Origin of the sequence: Bifidobacterium criceti, assembly GCF_002286935.1 — a bacterium.
Classification (GTDB): Bacteria; Actinomycetota; Actinomycetes; order Actinomycetales; family Bifidobacteriaceae; genus Bifidobacterium; species Bifidobacterium criceti.
This window is the reverse complement of sequence record NZ_MVOH01000006.1, coordinates 352,498-369,982: the sequence shown is the minus strand read 5'-3', so window position 1 is coordinate 369,982 and position 17,485 is coordinate 352,498. Positions and strand designations below refer to the sequence as shown.

Sequence of the window (17,485 nt, the reverse complement as noted above, 5' to 3'; positions counted from 1 at the left end):
CAAAGTCGCGCGCCATTCGATACATTGGGTACAGCACCACGTTGCGGTGGCGGCGACGCCCGCGCAACGCGGGAAGGAACGCGTTGGGACCAACGCACGAAAGCAGATTCTATTAGGAGGATCGCATGGCAGAAGCACGCAAGGACGATGCGCAGAAGGCCCCTGCACAGGACGTGAAGGAAGCCGAGAAGCACGCACCGGCCGCGACGCCTGTTGTGGACAAGGAAGCGGCCGCACAGGCCGAAGTCGACGCGCTCGTCACGAAAGCGAAGCAGGCGCTCGACGAATTCGAGAAGCTTGACCAGGAGACGGTCGACCGCATCGTCGCGAAGGCGTCCGTCTCCGCGCTCAACAAGCACCTCGTGCTCGCCAAGATGGCGGTCGATGAAACGGGACGCGGTCTCGTCGAGGACAAGGCGACGAAGAACATCTTCGCGTGCGAGCATGTCACGAACTACATGGCCGGGCAGAAGACGGTCGGCATCATCCGTGAGGACGACGTCCTCGGCATCGACGAAGTCGCCGAACCCGTCGGCGTCGTCGCGGGCGTGACCCCGGTCACGAACCCGACGTCGACGGCGATCTTCAAGTCGCTCATCTCGCTCAAGACGCGTTGCCCGATCGTGTTCGGCTTCCATCCGGGCGCGCAGAAGAGCTCCGTCGAGGCGGCGCGCATCGTGCGCGACGCGGCGATCGAGGCGGGCGCCCCCGAGAACTGCATCCAGTGGATCGAGCATCCGTCGATCGAGGCGACCGGCGCGCTCATGAAGCACCCCGGCATCGCGACGATCCTCGCGACCGGCGGCCCGGGCATGGTCAAGGCCGCGTACTCCTCCGGCAAGCCGGCGCTCGGCGTCGGCGCCGGCAACGCCCCGGCCTACGTCGACGCCAACGTCGACGTCCAGCGCGTCGCGAACGACCTGATCCTGTCCAAGCACTTCGACTACGGCATGATCTGCGCGACCGAGCAGGCGATCATCGCGCACAAGGACATCTACGATCCGCTCGTCAAGGAACTCAAGCGCCGCAAGGCGTACTTCGTCAACGACGAGGAGAAGGCGAAGCTCGAACAGTACATGTTCGGCTGCACCGCGTACTCGGGGCAGACGCCGAAGCTCAACTCGGTCGTCCCGGGCAAGTCGCCGCAGTACATCGCGCACGAAGCGGGATTCGAGATCCCCGAGGACGCGACGATCATCGCGGCCGAATGCGCCGAAGTCGGCGAGAACGAACCGCTCACGATGGAGAAGCTCGCCCCCGTGCACGCCGTGCTCAAGTTCGAGGACAAAGAACAGGGCTTCGAGATGTGCGAGGAGATGCTCAAGCACGGCGCCGGCCACACGGCGGCGATCCACACGAACAACGACGACCTTGTGCGTGAATACGGCCTGCGCATGCACGCATGCCGCATCATCTGGAACCAGCCGAGCTCGCTCGGCGGCATTGGCGACATCTACAACTCGATCGCGCCGTCGCTCACGCTCGGATGCGGCTCCTACGGGGGCAACTCGGTTTCCGGCAACGTCCAGGCCATCAATCTGCTCAACATCAAGCGCATCGCTCGGAGGAACAACAACATGCAGTGGTTCAAGATCCCGGCAAAGACCTACTTCGAGCCGAACGCGATCAAGTACCTGCGTGACATGTACGGCATCGAGCGCGCCGTCATCGTGTGCGACAAGGTCATGGAACAGCTCGGCATCGTCGACAAGGTCATCGACCAGCTGCGCGCGCGTTCGAACCGCGTGACGTTCCGCATCGTCGACTACGTCGAGCCGGAGCCGAGCGTCGAGACCGTCGAGCGCGGCGCCGCGATGATGCGCGACGAATTCGAACCGGACACGATCATCGCGGTCGGCGGCGGCTCGCCGATGGACGCGGCGAAGATCATGTGGCTCCTCTACGAGCACCCGGAAATCGCGTTCTCCGACGTGCGCGAGAAGTTCTTCGACATCCGCAAGCGCGCGTTCAAGATCCCGCCGCTCGGCAAGAAGGCGAAGCTCGTGTGCATCCCGACGTCGTCGGGCACCGGCTCCGAAGTCACGCCGTTCGCCGTCATCACCGACCACAAGACCGGCTACAAGTACCCGATCACCGACTACGCGCTCACGCCGTCCGTCGCGATCGTCGACCCGGTGCTCGCACGCACGCAGCCGCGCCGCCTCGCCTCGGACGCCGGCTTCGACGCGCTCACGCACTCGATGGAGGCGTACGTCTCCGTCTACGCGAACGACTTCACCGACGGCATGGCGCTCCACGCGGCCAAGCTCATCTGGGACAACCTCGCCGAGTCCGTCAACAGCGAACCGGGCGTCGCGAAGACGAAGGCACAGGAGAAGATGCACAACGCCGCGACGATGGCCGGCATGGCGTTCGGCTCCGCGTTCCTCGGCATGTGCCACGCGATGGCGCACACGATTGGCGCGCTGTGCCACATCGCGCACGGACGCACGAACTCGATCCTGCTGCCGTACGTCATCCGCTACAACGGACAGGTCCCCCAGGAGCCGACGTCGTGGCCGAAGTACAACAAGTACATCGCCCCCGAACGCTATCAGGAGATCGCGAAGAACCTCGGCATCGACCCGGGCAAGACCGCTGCGGAAGGCGTCGAGAACCTCGCGAAGGCCGTCGAGGACTACCGCGACAACAAGCTCGGCATGAACAAGAGCTTCCAGGACTGCGGTGTCGACGAAGACTACTTCTGGTCGATCCTCGAACAGATCGGCATGCGCGCGTACGAGGACCAGTGCGCCCCCGCGAACCCGCGCATCCCGCAGATCCAGGACATGATGGACATCGCGATCGCCGCGTACTACGGCGTCTCCCAGGAAGAAGGACACAAGATCCGCGTCGAACGTGAAGGCGTCGACGCGACCGAGGAAGCGTCGCAGCGCATCTGACGTCCCTGTTCCATATGCATACTGACGACGGGTGTGGCCGGGCAGCAAAGCCCGGCCACGCCCGTCGTCGTATATATTCCATATGAATACCCACCCCGGTATGCTGACGGTCCGCTCAGCGCACCGTTGTGCGGAATGTGGTGTGCGCGGGTATGGGACGGGTATGCTCAGGCGCCTACGGGGATCAGGATGAGCATGAGGAGGCTCGCGATCGTCTCCGTGATGCCGACGACTTTCGCGGGGACCTTCCTGCGTCGTGCGATGAGCGGCAGCGCGACCGCGCGCGCGAGCAGCAGCAGCGCGAGCACCATGTACGCCCAGTCGTCGAGGTAACCAACCGCGACGAGGAGCGCATGGTACGTCCAGCTCGCGTGCAGATAGACGCGGCTGCCGCGTTCACGGATCATCGTCTTGACGAAGAGGACCGACCCGAACAACGCGAGCGCGAAGCCGGCCGCGATTTCGATGCCGAGTCCGGTGAACATCGCCGCATCGTGCGCATTGGGGAAGTGGGTGGGGAAGTGGTCGGTCGCCGATGCCGACGTCGCCGCGTATTTCGAACCGAAGGGGACAATGACGATTGCCATCGTCGACGCCGCGAGCACCGCGCACAGGTTCGCCCATAGACTGCGCTCACGGCGCAGCCATGATGACAGCAGCGACAGTGCGCATAGGACGACGTAGAGCGGTGCCCATATCAGGATTCCAGGATGGAGGATGACGAAGGGGACACCGGCCGCGGCGAGCGCGGCGGCGTAGACGAGCGTCGGGAGGGCATACCGTGCGCGCATATGCGATTTGCACAGCCGTGCCGCCGTGAACTGCACACAATAACACAGGGCCCACAGTGCGACGAGCCACGTCGACGTCCATGTGGGACCGCTCGCGACCCATGCGGCGAGTGACGGGAACAGGACGATCGCCCATGCGCCCGGCTCGGTCGAGACCCAATCGCGGGCCGAACGTGTCCTGTGCGCGCGCGTCGGCGTTGCGGTGCGTGTATCTTGTGTCGGCATGGTCACCAAGCGTAGGGAAGAGCGCGTCGGCGCGCCAGAGGAACGGGTGAAAATTCAGCGTCGAAGAAACGACACGCCCGGATTGAATCATGTAGGGGGGTGGTGCTTGAATATAACAGTTGCCTGAAAAGGGCTCGCAAAATTGGAATCAAAAAAGCGAGCGTGGCGCAGGCCATCCCTTATGGGACGGGCCATGTGGCCGCGCACTGATGTGGATCAGCCGGGAGACGTGCGTCTTCTGGGTGCTCCCCGCCGGTGCCCCGAGCAGGTTAGTGTCAACAATCAACGAATCGCTAGAAAGGGCGGAAGGCAATGGCGGGACAGAAAATCCGCATCAGGCTTAAGTCCTATGACCATGAGGTCATCGACCAATCGGCGAAGAAAATCGTCGAAACGGTGACGAACGCGGGTGCAACTGTGGTTGGCCCGGTTCCGCTCCCGACGGAGAAGAACGTGTACTGCGTCATCCGTTCTCCGCATAAGTACAAGGATTCCCGCGAGCATTTCGAGATGCGCACTCACAAGCGTCTCATCGATATTGTGGATCCCACCCCGAAGGCTGTGGACTCCCTCATGCATATTGATCTGCCTGCGGACGTCAACATCGAGATCAAGCTGTAAAGGGAGGAGGGACCGCTATGTCGAACAACAATCGCACCGCGCTGCTGGGCAAGAAGCTCGGTATGTCGCAGGTTTGGGACGAAAACGGATTCTTCGTCCCCGTCACGCTCGTGGACGTCTCCACGAACGTCGTGACCGCAGTCAAGAACGAAGAGACCGACGGCTACAAGGCCGTCCAGCTCGGCTATGGCCAGATCGACCCGCGCAAGGTCACGAAGCCGCTCGCCGGCCACTTCGCGAAGGCCGGCGTCACGCCGCGCCGTCACCTCGCTGAGGTCCGCACCGACAACGTCGAGGACTTCCAGCCGGGTCAGGAACTCACCGCCGAACTCTTCCCGGAAGGCGCGCAGGTCGACGTGACCGGCACGACGAAGGGCAAGGGCTTCGCCGGCACGATCAAGCGCTGGGGCTTCAAGTCCTACCGCCGTACGCACGGTTCCCACAAGAACGAACGCCGTCCGGGTTCGGTCGGCGCATGCGCGACTCCGAGCCGTATTCTCAAGGGCAAGCGCATGGCTGGCCGCATGGGCCACGCCACGAACACCGTCCTCAACCTCACCGTGGTCTCCTCGGACGTTGAGAACGGCGTCATCGCCATCAAGGGCGCCATCCCGGGCCCGAAGGGTGGCATCGTGCTCGTCCGTTCTGCAGTGAAGGGAGCCTGATAGATCATGGCAAACGTTACTCTGAACGTCACCGACAACAAGGGCCAGGCAGCTGGCTCGGTCGACGCGCCCGCTGATTTCTTCGGCTTCACCGCCGAAGAGGTCGAGCAGCACGTCCCGCTCATCCACCAGGTCGTCGTCGCGCAGCTCGCCGCCGCGCGTCAGGGCACGCACGCGGTCAAGAACCGCGCGAAGGTGTCCGGTGGCGGCCGCAAGCCGTGGAAGCAGAAGGGCACCGGCCGCGCCCGCCAGGGTTCGATCCGCGCTCCGCAGTGGTACCACGGCGGCGTCGTCCACGGACCGGTTCCGCGTGACTACAGCCAGCGCACCCCGAAGAAGATGAAGGCGGCCGCACTCAAGTACGTGCTGTCCGACCGTGCGAACAACGGTCGCGTCGCCGTCGTCGACTTCGGCATCACCGAGCCGTCGACGAAGGCCGCGCTTGCCGCACTCACGCCGATCGTCGCCGACAACTTCACGACCGTGGTGCTTTCTCGTGACAACATCAACGAGTGGCTCTCCGTGCGCAATATTCCTACTGTTCACCCGATCTTCGCCGATCAGCTCAACACGTACGACGTCGTCACGGCCCAGTACGTGGTGTTCTCGAAGGAAGGCTACGACGCGTTCCTCGAGGCGAAGAAGCCGGCAGAAAAGGAGGCCTGATTTTCATGGTCGCAGTTCACAAGCCAGCCCACGACATCATCCTCAAGCCCGTCGTCTCTGAGAAGAGCTACGCCCTGTCCGATATGGGTCAGTACACCTTCGTGGTCGCCCCGGACGCGAACAAGGTGCAGATCAAGCAGGCCATCGAGGAGATCTTCAAAGTCAAGGTGACGAACGTCAACACCCTCAACCGTGCAGGCAAGCGCACGCGCACCCGCACCGGCTACGGCCGCCGCGCCAATGAGAAGCGCGCGATCGTGACCGTCGCCGAGGGCCAGTCGATCGACATCTTCGGTAACTGAAGGTTAGCCGACAAAAGTTAAAGGAAGAACTAGATTATGGCTATCCGCGTTTATAAGCCGACCACTCCTGGCCGTCGCAACGCGTCCGTGTCGGATTTCTCCGACCTCACGCGCCGCACGCCTGAGAAGTCGCTCGTACGCAAGAACAGCAAAACTGGCGGCCGCAACTCGTACGGCCGCATGACCTCCCGCCATCGTGGCGGCGGCCACAAGCGCCAGTACCGTCTCATCGACTTCAAGCGTTGGGACAAGGACGGCGTGCCGGCGACGGTCGCCGAGATCGAATACGATCCGAACCGTTCCGCCCGCATCGCGCTGCTGCACTACGCCGACGGCGAGAAGCGCTACATCATCGCCCCGGAGGGCGTCAAGCAGGGCGATCGCATCGAGACCGGTGCGAAGGCCGACATCAAGCCGGGCAACAACCTCCCGCTGCGCAACATCCCGACCGGTACCATCGTGCACGCGATCGAACTCCGCCCGCTCGGCGGCGCGAAGATCGCCCGTTCCGCCGGTGCCGCCGTCCAGCTTGTCGCGAAGGATGGCGCCTATGCCCAGCTGCGTATGCCGTCGGGCGAAATCCGCAACGTGGATGCCCGCTGCCGCGCGACGATCGGTGAGGTCGGCAACTCCGACCACGCCAACATCCAGCTCGGCAAGGCAGGCCGCGCGCGTTGGATGGGCAAGCGCCCGATCACGCGTGGTGAGTCCATGAACCCGGTCGACCACCCGCATGGTGGCCGCACCCGTGGCGGCAAGCCGCCGGTCTCCCCGTGGGGCAAGGGTGAGGTTCGTACTCGCCGTCCGAAGAAGGCTTCGAACAAGATGATCGTTCGTCGTCGTCCTAATGGCAAGAACCGCAAGTAAGGGAGTGTCGAACAGATGACTCGTAGCATCAAGAAGGGCCCCTTCGTCGACGCCCACCTGCAGAAGAAAGTCGACGAGCAGAATGAGAAGGGCACGCACAACGTCATCAAGACGTGGTCGCGCCGTTCGATGATCACCCCTGATTTCATCGGACACACCTTCGCAGTTCACGATGGCCGCAAGCACGTCCCGGTGTTCGTCACCGAAGCGATGGTCGGTCACAAGCTCGGTGAGTTCGCCCCGACGCGCACCTTCAAGGGCCACGTCAAGGACGACAAGAAGTCGCGCCGCTGAAAGTAGGAGAGTAAAGACACATGGAAGCTAAAGCAATCGCCCGTCACGTCCGCGTGACGCCGCGCAAGGCTCGCCGCATGGTCAACCTCATCCGAGGCAAGAAGGCGACCGAAGCAATCACCATCCTCAAGTTCGCGCCGCAGGACGCGAGCACCCCGGTGCTCAAGGTCCTCGAAAGCGCAATCGCCAACGCTCGCGTGAAGGCCGACAAGGCCGGCGAGCCGTTCCGCGAGAACGACCTGTACATCAAGGAGACCTATGTGGATGAGGGCGTGACGCTCAAGCGTTTCCGCGCTCGTGCACAGGGCCGTGCCGCTCGTATCAACAAGCGTACGAGCCACATCACGGTCGTCGTCGCCACCAAGGAAGGAGCCCGCTAAAGATGGGTCAGAAGATTAATCCCTTTGGCTATCGCCTGGGCATTACTGAGGACCATCGTTCGAAGTGGTTCTCCGATTCCAACAAGGCCGGCGAACGCTACCGCGACTTCGTGCTCGAAGACGACGCCATCCGCAAGGAGATGACGAAGGACCTCGAGCGTGCAGGCGTGTCCCGCATCATCATCGAGCGCACCCGTGACCGCGTGCGTGTGGACATCCACACCGCCCGCCCGGGCATCGTGATCGGCCGCCGTGGCGCCGAAGCCGAGCGCGTCCGCGCGAAGCTCGAGAAGCTCACCGGCAAGCAGGTCCAGCTCAACATCTTCGAAGTGAAGAACCCGGCCCTCGACGCCCAGCTCGTCGCGCAGGGCATCGCCGAGCAGCTGACGAACCGCGTGACCTTCCGCCGCGCGATGCGCAAGGCCCAGCAGGACGCGATGCGCGCCGGCGCGAAGGGTATCCGAATCAAGCTCTCGGGCCGTCTCGGCGGTGCCGAAATGAGCCGTTCGGAGTTCTACCGCGAAGGTCGCGTGCCGCTCCAGACGCTCCGCGCCCTCATCGATTACGGCTTCTTCGAGGCCAAGACCACCTATGGCCGCATCGGCGTCAAGGTGTGGATCTACAAGGGCGACATGACTGAGCGTGAGTTCGAAGAGCAGCAGGCACAGCAGGGCAACAACCGTGGCGGCCGCCGCGGCGATCGCCGCCCGCGCCGTGGTCAGCGCAATGGTCAGCGTGGCAACCAGCAGAACCAGGTGAAGACCGGCGCCGATCAGCCGATCGAGGCCCCGGTCTCCCAGGACGCCACCGCTGCACCGGCATCGGAAACTAAGGAGTGAGCTGAAGATGCTTATCCCAAAGAGGACCAAATACCGTAAGCAGCACCGTCCGGACCGCCATGGCATGTCCAAGGGCGGCAACGAGATCAACTTCGGTGATTTCGCCATCCAGGCGCTGGCTCCGGCCTACGTCACGAACCGCCAGATCGAGGCGGCCCGTATCGCGATGACCCGTTACATCAAGCGTGGCGGCAAGGTGTGGATCACGATCTTCCCGGATCGTCCGCTCACCAAGCACCCGCTCGGCGCCCGAATGGGTTCCGGTAAGGGCACCCCGGAATTCTGGATCGCCAACGTCCACCCCGGACGCGTCATGTTCGAGATCGGCGGCGTGTCCGAGGATGTCGCTCGTGAGGCCCTGCGCCGCGCGATCGACAAGCTCCCCATGAAGTGCCGTGTGATTGCTCGTGAAGGCGGTGACATCTGATGGCAGTCGGATCCGAAGAATACACCATTAAGAATCTCAACGAGAAGACCAACGCGGAGATTGAGGGCTTCCTCAAGAAGTCCAAGGAAGAGCTGTTCAACCTGCGCTTCCAGCACGCGACCGGTCAGCTTGAGAACACCGCTCGCCTCAAGGCGGTCAAGCACGACATCGCGAGGATGTACACCGTCCTGCGCGAACGCGAGCTTGGCATCAGCCAGGCTCCCGAGGCAACCGAAACGAAAGCTGAGGAGAAGTAATGGCTGAAGAGCGTAACTCCCGCAAGGTTCGTCGCGGTTACGTCGTGTCCGATAAGATGGACAAGACCATTTCCGTGGAACTCGAACTCCGTACGACCCACCCGCTGTATGGCAAGGTCGTCCGTTCAACCCGCACGGTCAAGGCCCATGACGAAAACAATGAAGCTCACGTTGGCGACCTCGTGAGTATCATGGAGACTCGTCCACTGAGTAAGACCAAGCGTTGGCGTCTCGATAGCATCATCGAGCGCGCTAAGTAATAAGTTCGGCAAGGCTCGCTGCATCACCCGGTCCATCCTGACTGTAGGATGGACCGGGTGATCAGGGAGAACCAGCTCGGCTAAGGAGAATCAATGATTCAACAGGAAACGCGGCTTCATGTCGCCGACAACACGGGTGCGAAGGAACTCCTCTGCATCCGAGTGCTCGGCGGATCGAAGCGACGCTATGCTGGAATCGGCGACGTCATCGTCGCCTCCGTTAAGGATGCAATCCCTAACGGTTCCGTCAAGAAGGGCGACGTCGTCAAGGCCGTCGTCGTCCGTACCGTCAAGGAGCACCGTCGTGCAGACGGCTCCTACATCAAATTCGACGAGAACGCCGCCGTCGTGCTCGGCTCCGGCCGTGAACCGAAGGGCACTCGTATCTTCGGACCGGTCGGCCGTGAACTGCGCGACAAGCGCTTCATGCGCATCGTGTCCCTCGCCTCGGAGGTGATCTGAGAATGGTAGCCAAGATTAAGAGCGGCGACCTCGTCAAGGTCATCCGCGGCAAGGATCGCGGCAAGGAAGGCACCGTCAAGCGTGTCCTCAAGGACGACCGTCTGATCGTCGAAGGCGTGCAGATCGTCAAGAAGCACGTCCGTGCGACGCAGCAGGGCCAGCAGGCCGGCATCGTCGAGGTCGAGGCCCCGATTCATCGCTCGAACGTGATGGTCATCGACCCGGAGACGAAGCAGCCGACGCGCGTTGGCGTCATCGTCAAGGAAGAAGCACGTGACGGCAAGGTCAAGACCGTGCGCGTCCGCGTTGCGAAGAAGTCAGGAAAGGAGCTGGCATGAGCGAAGTGGTTGAAGAGATCACCGTCGAAGCGCCTGAGACTCCGCGCCTGAAGCAGGAGTACAAGGACGTCATCGTCCCTGCACTCGAGAAGGAATTCAAGCACGATAACCCGATGCAGATCCCACGCATCGAGAAGGTCGTCGTCTCGATGGGTGTCGGTGCCGCCGCGCGCGATTCCAAGCTCATCGAAGGCGCCGTGCGTGACCTCACCGCGATCACCGGCCAGAAGCCGAAGATCACGAAGGCCAAGAAGTCCGTAGCGCAGTTCCATCTGCGTGAAGGTCAGGCCATCGGCGCGTACGTCACGCTGCGTGGCGACCGCATGTGGGAGTTCCTCGACCGCCTGCTCACGCTGGCTCTGCCGCGCATCCGCGATTTCCGCGGCATCAACGGCCACCAGTTCGACGGCCAGGGCAACTACAACTTCGGCCTGACCGAGCAGTCGATGTTCCATGAGATCGATCCCGATTCGATCGACCACCAGCGTGGCATGGACATCACCGTTGTGACGAGCACGAAGAGCGACGAACAGGCCTATGCGCTCCTCAAGGCGCTCGGCTTCCCGTTCAAGGAGAACTGAAATGGCAAAAACGTGTCTTAAGGTCAAGGCGCTGCGCAAGCCGAAGTTCAAGGTGCGTGCGTACACCCGTTGCATGGTCTGCGGCCGTCCTCACTCGGTCTACCGCAAGTTCGGCCTGTGCCGCATCTGCCTTCGCGAGAAGGCCCACCGTGGCGAGCTGCCAGGCGTTACGAAGTCCAGTTGGTAAATATCGACGCTGAAGGTCCGCGGCCCGAGGGATCCCATGATTCCGACGGCGGCGGAAACCACGGCGAGAAAGGGCGTTAGCCCAAATGACAATGACAGATCCGATCGCAGACATGCTTACGCGTCTGCGTAATGCGAGCGCGGCAAAGCACGAGACCGTGGATATGCCGTACTCGAAGTTCAAGAAGAACATCGCCGAGATCCTCAAGCGTGAAGGCTACATCGAGGACTTCACCGCGAAGGAAGCACGCGTCGGCCAGACGCTCGAGCTCACGCTCAAGTACGGCCCGAACGGCGAGCGTTCCATCCAGGGCATCAAGCGCATCTCGAAGCCGGGCCTTCGCCGCTACGCGAAGTCCGACGCGCTGCCGATGCCGCTCGGTGGCCTCGGCATCGCCATCATCTCGACGAGCTCGGGACTGATGACGCAGAAGGAATGCCTCGACAGGGGCATCGGTGGCGAGATCGTCGCCTACGTGTGGTGAGAAAGGAGAGCTGAACAATGGCATCACATATTGGTAAGCTCCCGATCTCGATTCCGGCGGGCGATGAAATCACGATCAACGGTCAGGAGTTCTCGGTCAAGGGACCGAAGGGCACCGACTCCTACACCATTCCTGAAGGCATTACCGCGAAGGTCGAAGGCAACGAGCTCATCGTGACCGCGAACGACGACCTGCGTCCGACGCGTGCGAAGCACGGCCTCGCCCGCTCGATCATGGCCTCCATGGTCAAGGGTGTGCACGACGGCTACACGAAGAGCCTCGACATCGTCGGCACCGGTTACCGCGCTCAGATGAAGGGCAAGGGCATCGAGTTCTCGCTCGGTTACTCCCACACCATCACCGTCGAGCCGCCGGAAGGCATCGAGTTCGAACTGCCGAACCCGAATCAGGTAATCGTCAAGGGCACCGACAAGCAGGCCGTTGGCCAGGTTGCCGCGAACATCCGCAAGCTTCGTGCGCCGGAACCCTACAAGGGCAAGGGCATCAAGTATTCGGACGAGCGCATCCGTCGCAAGGCTGGAAAGGCTGGTAAGTGATATGAGCGTCAAGATCTACGGCAAAGGCAAGAAGGTCGCGCTGAAGCGTCGCCATGCTCGTATCCGCAAGCGCATCAACGGCACCGCCGAGCTTCCGCGCCTGGTGGTCACCCGTTCGAACCGCCACATGGTCGCCCAGATCGTCGACGACACGATCGGCAAGACGATCGTCAGCGAATCCACGCTCATGAGCGATTTCGCCGATTTCAAGGGCACGAAGACCGAAGCGGCCAAGCAGGTCGGTCTCCTGATCGCCAAGAAGGCCCAGGACGCCGGCATCACCGCGGTCGTCTTCGACCGTGGCGGCAACATGTACCATGGTCGCGTCGCAGCTGTTGCTGATGGCGCCCGCGAGGGAGGTCTTGCACTGTGAGCGACAACGAAAAGGAAACCCAAGTGGCTGAAGAGACTCAGAACACTCAGGCAACCGCCGAGTCCAACAACGACGACCGCAAGGGCCGTCGCGGACAGCGTGGCGAAGGCCGTCGTGGCGAGCGCCGCAACCGCCGTGAGGAGAACCGCGGCGACGAGATGCTCGACCGCGTCGTGACGATCAACCGCGTGTCCAAGACCCATAAGGGCGGCCGTACGTTCAGCTTCGCCGCGCTCGTCGTCGTCGGTGACGGCAACGGCACCGTCGGCGTCGGCTACGGCAAGTCCCGTGAGGTCCCGGCGGCGATCGCCAAGGGCCAGCTGGACGCCAAGAAGCATCTGTTCAACGTCCCGCGCGTCCGCGGCACCGTGACCCACCCGGTCACCGGCCGTGACCACGCCGGCGTCGTCATGCTTCGCCCGGCGGCCCCCGGTACCGGTGTTATCGCCGGCTCCGCGGTGCGCGCCGTCATGGAATGCGCAGGCATCACCGACGTCCTGACGAAGTCGATGGGTTCGTCGACCGCGGTCAACGTGGTCCGTGCGACCGTCGACGCCCTCAAGCAGCTCGAAGAGCCCGAGGAGATCGCGGCCCGCCGTGGACTGTCCGTGCAGGAAGTCGCGCCGGATGCGCTGCTCCGCTCTCGTGCGGCCGGCATCGCGGAAGCCCGCAAGGCCCGCGAAGAAGCCCAGGCCGCTGCAAAGGATGGTGAGTGATGGCTAATCTCAAGATCACGCTCGTGCATGGCGTGTGCGGTGCGAACCCGAAGCAGCGCGCGACCGTGCAGACGCTGGCCCTTCGCAAGATCGGCCAGAGCGTCGTCCGTGAAGACAATTCGACGACGCGCGGCCTCATCAACGTCGTGCGTCATCTCGTCAAGGTCGAGGAGGCTGAGTGATCATGGCTGAAGAGAACAACATTCTGCAGATGCATGACCTCCGTCCGGCACCGGGCGCCAAGAAGGACCGCATTCGCGTCGGCCGTGGCGAAGGCTCGAAGGGCAAGACCTCGGGCCGTGGCGACAAGGGCACGAAGAAGCGTTACCAGGTTCGTCCTGGCTTCGAAGGTGGCCAGCTGCCGCTCTACATGCGCCTGCCGAAGCTCCGTGGCTTCCGCAGCCCGTTCAAGACCGAGTACCAGGTCGTCAACATCAGCACCCTCGCGGAACTCTTCCCGCAGGGTGGCGACGTCACCGTGGCCGATCTCGTGGCCAAGGGCGCCGTCCGCGCCAACCGTCCGGTCAAGGTCCTCGGCGAGGGCGAGACGACGGTGGCCTTCACCATCAAGGGTGTCAAGGCTTCCGCTTCCGCCAAGTCGAAGATCGAAGCCGCCGGTGGCTCGATCAGCGAAGACTGATTCCGGATGGCCGGACACAACCGTTCCGGCCTGATTCCGGTTCATGATATGGTCCCCTCACGCAACGCGAGAGGGGACCATATCATTACCCGCACTTTTGCGGCGACGGCACCGCCCGTCATCGACACACACCGACGATGGATCCATATGCGCGCTTGATGCGCCGACGATGCCGTCGTTTGATGCATACGCCGTCCACGTGTACGATGGACGACACCCACCCATCCCCGCATACCAAGTGCCGCGAGTCACTGCGGCGACCGTCATCGGAGACACAAAACGTTGCCAACGTTTTCTGTATACGAAATGTGCGGAAATTCTATAGATTTTGGTAGCAGTGCTGCAAGCGGTAGATACGGTGGGCTAGACTCTTCCTCTAGAGTGTGTTTTTTGACCGTGTGCGGACGCGTTCGTACTGGACCGAGTTCGTACTAGACATGGAGGGAACTCAAGGTGAGGACATTAATCCAGGCCTTCCGAACCAAGGAGTTGAGGAAGAAGATCTTCTTCGTCCTTGGCATGATCATCATCTACCGCATCGGCGCGTTCATCCCGGCCCCGGGCGTCAGCGAACAGGCCGTGCGCAACTGCACGGTCGGCAGCGGCTCCGAGAACTTCATCGGACTCGTCAACCTGTTCTCCGGCGGCGCGATGCTCCAGCTTTCGATCTTCGCGCTCGGTGTCATGCCATACATCACCGCGTCGATCGTCATCCAGCTGCTGCGCGTCGTCATCCCGCGCTTCGAAACGCTCCACAAGGAAGGCCAGTCGGGTGAGGCGAAGCTCACGCAGTACACGCGTTACCTGACGATCGGCCTCGCGATCCTGCAGTCGACGACGATCGTCGTGACCGCGAAATCGGGTGCGCTCTTCAACTACCAGTGCCCGGGCATCATCCCGGACGGCTCGATCTGGACGCTCGTCGTCATGGTCCTCGTCATGACGGGTGGCACCGGCCTCATCATGTGGATGGCCGAGCTCATCACCGAGAAGGGCATCGGCCAGGGCATGTCGATCCTCATCTTCCTGTCCATCTGCTCCGGCTTCCTGCCGCAGCTGTGGCAGATCGGCTACGGCACGAACGGCACCGACGGCAATTGGGGCAAGTTCGCGATCGTCACCGGCGTCCTCCTCGTCATCATGGTGTTCGTCAACTACGTCGAGCTTTCGCAGCGCCGCATCCCGGTGCAGTACACGCGCCGCATGATCGGCCGCAAGATGTACGGTGGGTCGTCGACGTACCTGCCGCTCAAGATCAACATGAGCGGCGTCATCCCGCCGATCTTCGCCTCGTCGATCCTCGCGATCCCGACACTCATCGCGCAGTTCGGCAAGTCCGATTCGAGCTGGGTCCAGTGGATCAACACGAACCTCGCGAATTCGACGACGCTGTGGTACATCCTGCTGTACGCGCTCATGATCGTGTTCTTCACGTTCTTCTACACCGAGATCACGTTCAACCCGGACGAGACCGCGGACAACATGAAGCAGTACGGCGGCTTCATCCCGGGCATCCGCGCGGGCAACGCGACGTCGCGCTACCTCAAGTACGTCATCAACCGACTCAACACCGTCGGCGCCGTCTACCTGCTCTTCGTCGCGCTCCTGCCGACCGTGCTCATCATGGCGCTCAACCTCAACACGCAGCTGCCGTTCGGCGGTACGACGATCCTGATCATCGCGGGCGTCGGCCTCGACACGCTGCGCCAGGCGAAGGCCCAGACCGAGCAGTACCAGTACGCCGGATTCCTGTTCGAGAACAACGAACACATCGAAGGCAAGTGATGCCGTCCGCCGGTCCCATCCGGTGACGGCACCGCAAGGAGCCACCGTGGCCGCGCCACGGTGGCTCCGTTCATACGCGCGTTCGGGTACGCTTGTCGTGGACAATCGACACGAACGACCACAAGAAAGGACCACACCATGCGTCTTCTCATCATGGGACCCCAGGGCGTCGGCAAGGGCACGCAGGCCGCACTGCTCGCGGCCCACTACGACATCCCGGCGATCTCGACAGGTGACATCTTCCGCTACAACATCAAGAACAAGACGCCGCTCGGCCTTGAGGCGCTCTCCTACACCGACAAGGGCGAACTCGTGCCGGACGAGCTGACGAACACGATCGTCAAGGACCGCCTCGCGATGGACGACACCGTGAACGGCTGGATCCTCGACGGTTATCCGCGCAACGCGGCGCAGGTCGACGCGCTCGACGCGATGCTCGCCGAACTCGGCCAGACGCTCGACGCCGTCGTCGCCCTCGAAGCCGGACGCGACGTCCTCCTTGAGCGCATGGCGAAGCGCGCGAAGGAGCAGGGACGTTCCGACGACACGCCTGAGGTCATCGCGAAGCGCCTTGAGACGTACGAGAAGGAGACGGCACCGCTCCTCGACATCTACAAGGAACGCGGACTGCTCATCACCGTCGACGGCGTCGGCGAAGTCGAAGCGATCTCGCAGTCGATCATCGAGAAGCTCGACGCGAACGTCAAGGCGAACTGAGCCGGCAGCGCTCCTATATGGACCGACGTGTGCACGTAAGCGCGATGCGCGCGTGCACACGTCGTCGTGTATCCGTATCCAGACATCCGCATCCGCATATCCTGTGTTGGGAATAGGTGGGAATAGAGGGGGAGCGGGAAGCATCGATGGAATCGGCATATAATACGACACGCCATGTTTGTATATCTTGAGATTTCGTGTATTCTTGCAATTTGGTGTGTCTTCGGGCACAGCAGTAAGTCGATCATCGAATGGAATCGAGATTATGGCAAAAGACGGTGTGATTGAAGTCGAAGGACGAGTCGTCGAGGCATTGCCGAACGCGATGTTCCGCGTCGAGCTCGAGAACAAGCATATCGTGCTCGCGACGATCTCCGGAAAAATGCGCAAGAACTACATCCGTATCCTGCCGCAGGACCGCGTCGTGCTCGAAATGAGCCCATACGATCTCAATCGTGGTCGAATTACGTACCGATACAAGTAAGGTACAACCACAGTAAGGAACAACCATGAAGGTTAGCCCAAGTGTGAAGAGGATCTGCGAGAACTGCCGCGTGATCCGTCGTCACGGCCGCGTCATGGTGATCTGCACCAACCCGCGTCACAAGCAGCGTCAGGGCTGAGCAGATCTAGCGGCACAACAATCCAGACACTGAGCCACAGTCCGCAAGGACTGAACCCCGGGAACGCAGGCCCGGGCCGGGAAACCGGGAGACTCGGTGCAAGACCTGCGTTGAAACAGAAGGAATCGCAATGGCACGTCTTGCCGGAGTCGACATCCCCAATGACAAGCGCATCGAGATCGCGCTGACCTACATCTTCGGTGTGGGCCGCACTCGTGCGAAGGAAACCCTTGCCGCGACCGGTATCAACCCGGATACGCGCGTCAAGGATCTGACGGATGAGCAGCTCATCACGCTGCGTGATTACCTCGAGTCCAACTACAAGATCGAAGGCGATCTGCGTCGTGAAATCGACGCCGATATCCGTCGTAAGATTCAGATCAACTGCTACCAGGGCATGCGTCACCGTAAGGGACTCCCGGTCCGCGGACAGCGTACCAAGACCAATGCGCGTACCCGTAAGGGACCGAAGCGCACGGTCGCCGGAAAGAAGAAGGCCACCAAGTAATAGGTGAGCCCCAGGCC

General features: G+C 62.3%; 28 protein-coding genes. 27 read left to right on the top strand and 1 reads right to left on the bottom strand.

Annotated elements, in window-relative coordinates:
- The first annotated feature begins 173 nt into the window (after positions 1 to 173).
- Complete coding sequence (gene adhE / locus B1526_RS03325; RefSeq protein ID WP_095614724.1) at positions 174 to 2,903, top strand: bifunctional acetaldehyde-CoA/alcohol dehydrogenase; 2,730 nt, start codon at positions 174 to 176, stop codon at positions 2,901 to 2,903.
- Between the two features lie 167 nt (positions 2,904 to 3,070).
- Here adhE and B1526_RS03320 read toward each other — a convergent pair whose 3' ends face one another.
- Positions 3,071 to 3,919 (bottom strand): YwiC-like family protein, encoded by an 849-nt coding sequence (locus tag B1526_RS03320; protein ID WP_095614649.1) that lies wholly within the window; start codon positions 3,917 to 3,919, stop codon positions 3,071 to 3,073.
- Between the two features lie 312 nt (positions 3,920 to 4,231).
- Between B1526_RS03320 and rpsJ the strand changes: the two genes are divergently transcribed.
- From rpsJ to rpsM, 26 genes are all read left to right on the top strand, one after another.
- The gene (gene rpsJ / locus B1526_RS03315) at positions 4,232 to 4,540 is read left to right on the top strand and encodes a 30S ribosomal protein S10 (RefSeq protein WP_004268570.1); all 309 of its coding nucleotides are present in this window, start codon (positions 4,232 to 4,234) and stop codon (positions 4,538 to 4,540) included.
- Positions 4,541 to 4,557: 17 nt separating this feature from the next.
- Complete coding sequence (rplC, locus tag B1526_RS03310; protein WP_095614648.1) at positions 4,558 to 5,205, top strand: 50S ribosomal protein L3; 648 nt, start codon at positions 4,558 to 4,560, stop codon at positions 5,203 to 5,205.
- 6 nt (positions 5,206 to 5,211) lie between these two features.
- Complete coding sequence (rplD, locus tag B1526_RS03305; RefSeq protein ID WP_095614647.1) at positions 5,212 to 5,871, top strand: 50S ribosomal protein L4; 660 nt, start codon at positions 5,212 to 5,214, stop codon at positions 5,869 to 5,871.
- 5 nt (positions 5,872 to 5,876) lie between these two features.
- Positions 5,877 to 6,173 (top strand): 50S ribosomal protein L23, encoded by a 297-nt coding sequence (gene rplW / locus B1526_RS03300; RefSeq protein WP_095614646.1) that lies wholly within the window; start codon positions 5,877 to 5,879, stop codon positions 6,171 to 6,173.
- Between the two features lie 36 nt (positions 6,174 to 6,209).
- Positions 6,210 to 7,040, top strand: coding sequence for a 50S ribosomal protein L2 (gene rplB / locus B1526_RS03295; RefSeq protein ID WP_095614645.1), 831 nt, complete (start codon positions 6,210 to 6,212; stop codon positions 7,038 to 7,040).
- Between the two features lie 15 nt (positions 7,041 to 7,055).
- Complete coding sequence (gene rpsS / locus B1526_RS03290; protein ID WP_022858217.1) at positions 7,056 to 7,334, top strand: 30S ribosomal protein S19; 279 nt, start codon at positions 7,056 to 7,058, stop codon at positions 7,332 to 7,334.
- Between the two features lie 20 nt (positions 7,335 to 7,354).
- On the top strand, positions 7,355 to 7,714 hold the full coding sequence (gene rplV, locus B1526_RS03285; RefSeq protein WP_095614644.1) for a 50S ribosomal protein L22: 360 nt from the start codon (positions 7,355 to 7,357) through the stop codon (positions 7,712 to 7,714).
- 2 nt (positions 7,715 to 7,716) lie between these two features.
- The gene (gene rpsC / locus B1526_RS03280; protein ID WP_095614643.1) at positions 7,717 to 8,553 is read left to right on the top strand and encodes a 30S ribosomal protein S3; all 837 of its coding nucleotides are present in this window, start codon (positions 7,717 to 7,719) and stop codon (positions 8,551 to 8,553) included.
- Positions 8,554 to 8,560: 7 nt separating this feature from the next.
- Positions 8,561 to 8,980: a 50S ribosomal protein L16 gene (rplP, locus tag B1526_RS03275; protein ID WP_004268585.1), complete on the top strand. Its 420-nt coding sequence runs from the start codon at positions 8,561 to 8,563 to the stop codon at positions 8,978 to 8,980.
- A complete protein-coding gene (gene rpmC, locus B1526_RS03270; protein ID WP_095614642.1) occupies positions 8,980 to 9,237 on the top strand; it encodes a 50S ribosomal protein L29 in 258 nt (85 codons plus the stop codon). The genes rplP and rpmC overlap by 1 nt, the downstream gene beginning before the upstream one ends.
- Complete coding sequence (rpsQ, locus tag B1526_RS03265; protein WP_095614641.1) at positions 9,237 to 9,497, top strand: 30S ribosomal protein S17; 261 nt, start codon at positions 9,237 to 9,239, stop codon at positions 9,495 to 9,497. Before rpmC ends, rpsQ begins: the two co-directional genes overlap by 1 nt.
- A gap of 93 nt (positions 9,498 to 9,590) precedes the next feature.
- Entirely contained in the window at positions 9,591 to 9,959 is a 369-nt protein-coding gene (gene rplN, locus B1526_RS03260; protein ID WP_095614640.1) for a 50S ribosomal protein L14, read from the top strand.
- Positions 9,960 to 9,961: 2 nt separating this feature from the next.
- The gene (gene rplX, locus B1526_RS03255; protein WP_024540965.1) at positions 9,962 to 10,297 is read left to right on the top strand and encodes a 50S ribosomal protein L24; all 336 of its coding nucleotides are present in this window, start codon (positions 9,962 to 9,964) and stop codon (positions 10,295 to 10,297) included.
- Positions 10,294 to 10,878: a 50S ribosomal protein L5 gene (rplE, locus tag B1526_RS03250; protein WP_095614639.1), complete on the top strand. Its 585-nt coding sequence runs from the start codon at positions 10,294 to 10,296 to the stop codon at positions 10,876 to 10,878. The genes rplX and rplE overlap by 4 nt, the downstream gene beginning before the upstream one ends.
- Position 10,879: 1 nt before the next feature.
- Positions 10,880 to 11,065 (top strand): type Z 30S ribosomal protein S14, encoded by a 186-nt coding sequence (locus B1526_RS03245; protein WP_004268593.1) that lies wholly within the window; start codon positions 10,880 to 10,882, stop codon positions 11,063 to 11,065.
- 85 nt (positions 11,066 to 11,150) lie between these two features.
- A complete protein-coding gene (gene rpsH, locus B1526_RS03240) occupies positions 11,151 to 11,549 on the top strand; it encodes a 30S ribosomal protein S8 (protein WP_095614638.1) in 399 nt (132 codons plus the stop codon).
- Between the two features lie 17 nt (positions 11,550 to 11,566).
- Positions 11,567 to 12,106: a 50S ribosomal protein L6 gene (gene rplF, locus B1526_RS03235; protein WP_095614637.1), complete on the top strand. Its 540-nt coding sequence runs from the start codon at positions 11,567 to 11,569 to the stop codon at positions 12,104 to 12,106.
- Between the two features lies 1 nt (position 12,107).
- A complete protein-coding gene (rplR, locus tag B1526_RS03230) occupies positions 12,108 to 12,479 on the top strand; it encodes a 50S ribosomal protein L18 (RefSeq protein WP_095614636.1) in 372 nt (123 codons plus the stop codon).
- On the top strand, positions 12,476 to 13,195 hold the full coding sequence (rpsE, locus tag B1526_RS03225; RefSeq protein ID WP_095614635.1) for a 30S ribosomal protein S5: 720 nt from the start codon (positions 12,476 to 12,478) through the stop codon (positions 13,193 to 13,195). The genes rplR and rpsE overlap by 4 nt, the downstream gene beginning before the upstream one ends.
- Positions 13,195 to 13,377, top strand: a complete 183-nt coding sequence (rpmD, locus tag B1526_RS03220) for a 50S ribosomal protein L30 (RefSeq protein ID WP_024540959.1) — start codon at positions 13,195 to 13,197, stop codon at positions 13,375 to 13,377. The genes rpsE and rpmD overlap by 1 nt, the downstream gene beginning before the upstream one ends.
- Positions 13,378 to 13,379: 2 nt before the next feature.
- Complete coding sequence (rplO, locus tag B1526_RS03215; protein ID WP_095614723.1) at positions 13,380 to 13,835, top strand: 50S ribosomal protein L15; 456 nt, start codon at positions 13,380 to 13,382, stop codon at positions 13,833 to 13,835.
- Positions 13,836 to 14,288: 453 nt separating this feature from the next.
- A complete protein-coding gene (gene secY, locus B1526_RS03210; protein ID WP_095614634.1) occupies positions 14,289 to 15,620 on the top strand; it encodes a preprotein translocase subunit SecY in 1,332 nt (443 codons plus the stop codon).
- Between the two features lie 138 nt (positions 15,621 to 15,758).
- A complete protein-coding gene (locus B1526_RS03205) occupies positions 15,759 to 16,337 on the top strand; it encodes an adenylate kinase (RefSeq protein ID WP_095614633.1) in 579 nt (192 codons plus the stop codon).
- 265 nt (positions 16,338 to 16,602) lie between these two features.
- Entirely contained in the window at positions 16,603 to 16,821 is a 219-nt protein-coding gene (gene infA, locus B1526_RS03200; RefSeq protein WP_004268611.1) for a translation initiation factor IF-1, read from the top strand.
- 25 nt (positions 16,822 to 16,846) lie between these two features.
- Positions 16,847 to 16,960, top strand: coding sequence for a 50S ribosomal protein L36 (gene rpmJ, locus B1526_RS03195; RefSeq protein WP_003814578.1), 114 nt, complete (start codon positions 16,847 to 16,849; stop codon positions 16,958 to 16,960).
- Positions 16,961 to 17,090: 130 nt separating this feature from the next.
- Positions 17,091 to 17,468, top strand: coding sequence for a 30S ribosomal protein S13 (gene rpsM, locus B1526_RS03190; RefSeq protein WP_024540955.1), 378 nt, complete (start codon positions 17,091 to 17,093; stop codon positions 17,466 to 17,468).
- Positions 17,469 to 17,485 lie beyond the last annotated feature (17 nt).

Bases quoted from the DNA above. Each gene is read 5' to 3' on its own strand.
- B1526_RS03320 (WP_095614649.1), bottom strand. From the start codon at position 3,919: ATGCCGACACAAGATACACGCACCGCAACGCCGACGCGCGCGCACAGG.
- rpsJ (WP_004268570.1), top strand. From the start codon at position 4,232: ATGGCGGGACAGAAAATCCGCATCAGGCTTAAGTCCTATGACCATGAG.
- rplC (WP_095614648.1), top strand. From the start codon at position 4,558: ATGTCGAACAACAATCGCACCGCGCTGCTGGGCAAGAAGCTCGGTATG.
- rplD (WP_095614647.1), top strand. From the start codon at position 5,212: ATGGCAAACGTTACTCTGAACGTCACCGACAACAAGGGCCAGGCAGCT.
- rplW (WP_095614646.1), top strand. From the start codon at position 5,877: ATGGTCGCAGTTCACAAGCCAGCCCACGACATCATCCTCAAGCCCGTC.
- rplB (WP_095614645.1), top strand. From the start codon at position 6,210: ATGGCTATCCGCGTTTATAAGCCGACCACTCCTGGCCGTCGCAACGCG.
- rpsS (WP_022858217.1), top strand. From the start codon at position 7,056: ATGACTCGTAGCATCAAGAAGGGCCCCTTCGTCGACGCCCACCTGCAG.
- rplV (WP_095614644.1), top strand. From the start codon at position 7,355: ATGGAAGCTAAAGCAATCGCCCGTCACGTCCGCGTGACGCCGCGCAAG.
- rpsC (WP_095614643.1), top strand. From the start codon at position 7,717: ATGGGTCAGAAGATTAATCCCTTTGGCTATCGCCTGGGCATTACTGAG.
- rplP (WP_004268585.1), top strand. From the start codon at position 8,561: ATGCTTATCCCAAAGAGGACCAAATACCGTAAGCAGCACCGTCCGGAC.
- rpmC (WP_095614642.1), top strand. From the start codon at position 8,980: ATGGCAGTCGGATCCGAAGAATACACCATTAAGAATCTCAACGAGAAG.
- rpsQ (WP_095614641.1), top strand. From the start codon at position 9,237: ATGGCTGAAGAGCGTAACTCCCGCAAGGTTCGTCGCGGTTACGTCGTG.
- rplN (WP_095614640.1), top strand. From the start codon at position 9,591: ATGATTCAACAGGAAACGCGGCTTCATGTCGCCGACAACACGGGTGCG.
- rplX (WP_024540965.1), top strand. From the start codon at position 9,962: ATGGTAGCCAAGATTAAGAGCGGCGACCTCGTCAAGGTCATCCGCGGC.
- rplE (WP_095614639.1), top strand. From the start codon at position 10,294: ATGAGCGAAGTGGTTGAAGAGATCACCGTCGAAGCGCCTGAGACTCCG.
- B1526_RS03245 (WP_004268593.1), top strand. From the start codon at position 10,880: ATGGCAAAAACGTGTCTTAAGGTCAAGGCGCTGCGCAAGCCGAAGTTC.
- rpsH (WP_095614638.1), top strand. From the start codon at position 11,151: ATGACAATGACAGATCCGATCGCAGACATGCTTACGCGTCTGCGTAAT.
- rplF (WP_095614637.1), top strand. From the start codon at position 11,567: ATGGCATCACATATTGGTAAGCTCCCGATCTCGATTCCGGCGGGCGAT.
- rplR (WP_095614636.1), top strand. From the start codon at position 12,108: ATGAGCGTCAAGATCTACGGCAAAGGCAAGAAGGTCGCGCTGAAGCGT.
- rpmD (WP_024540959.1), top strand. From the start codon at position 13,195: ATGGCTAATCTCAAGATCACGCTCGTGCATGGCGTGTGCGGTGCGAAC.
- rplO (WP_095614723.1), top strand. From the start codon at position 13,380: ATGGCTGAAGAGAACAACATTCTGCAGATGCATGACCTCCGTCCGGCA.
- B1526_RS03205 (WP_095614633.1), top strand. From the start codon at position 15,759: ATGCGTCTTCTCATCATGGGACCCCAGGGCGTCGGCAAGGGCACGCAG.
- infA (WP_004268611.1), top strand. From the start codon at position 16,603: ATGGCAAAAGACGGTGTGATTGAAGTCGAAGGACGAGTCGTCGAGGCA.
- rpmJ (WP_003814578.1), top strand. From the start codon at position 16,847: ATGAAGGTTAGCCCAAGTGTGAAGAGGATCTGCGAGAACTGCCGCGTG.
- rpsM (WP_024540955.1), top strand. From the start codon at position 17,091: ATGGCACGTCTTGCCGGAGTCGACATCCCCAATGACAAGCGCATCGAG.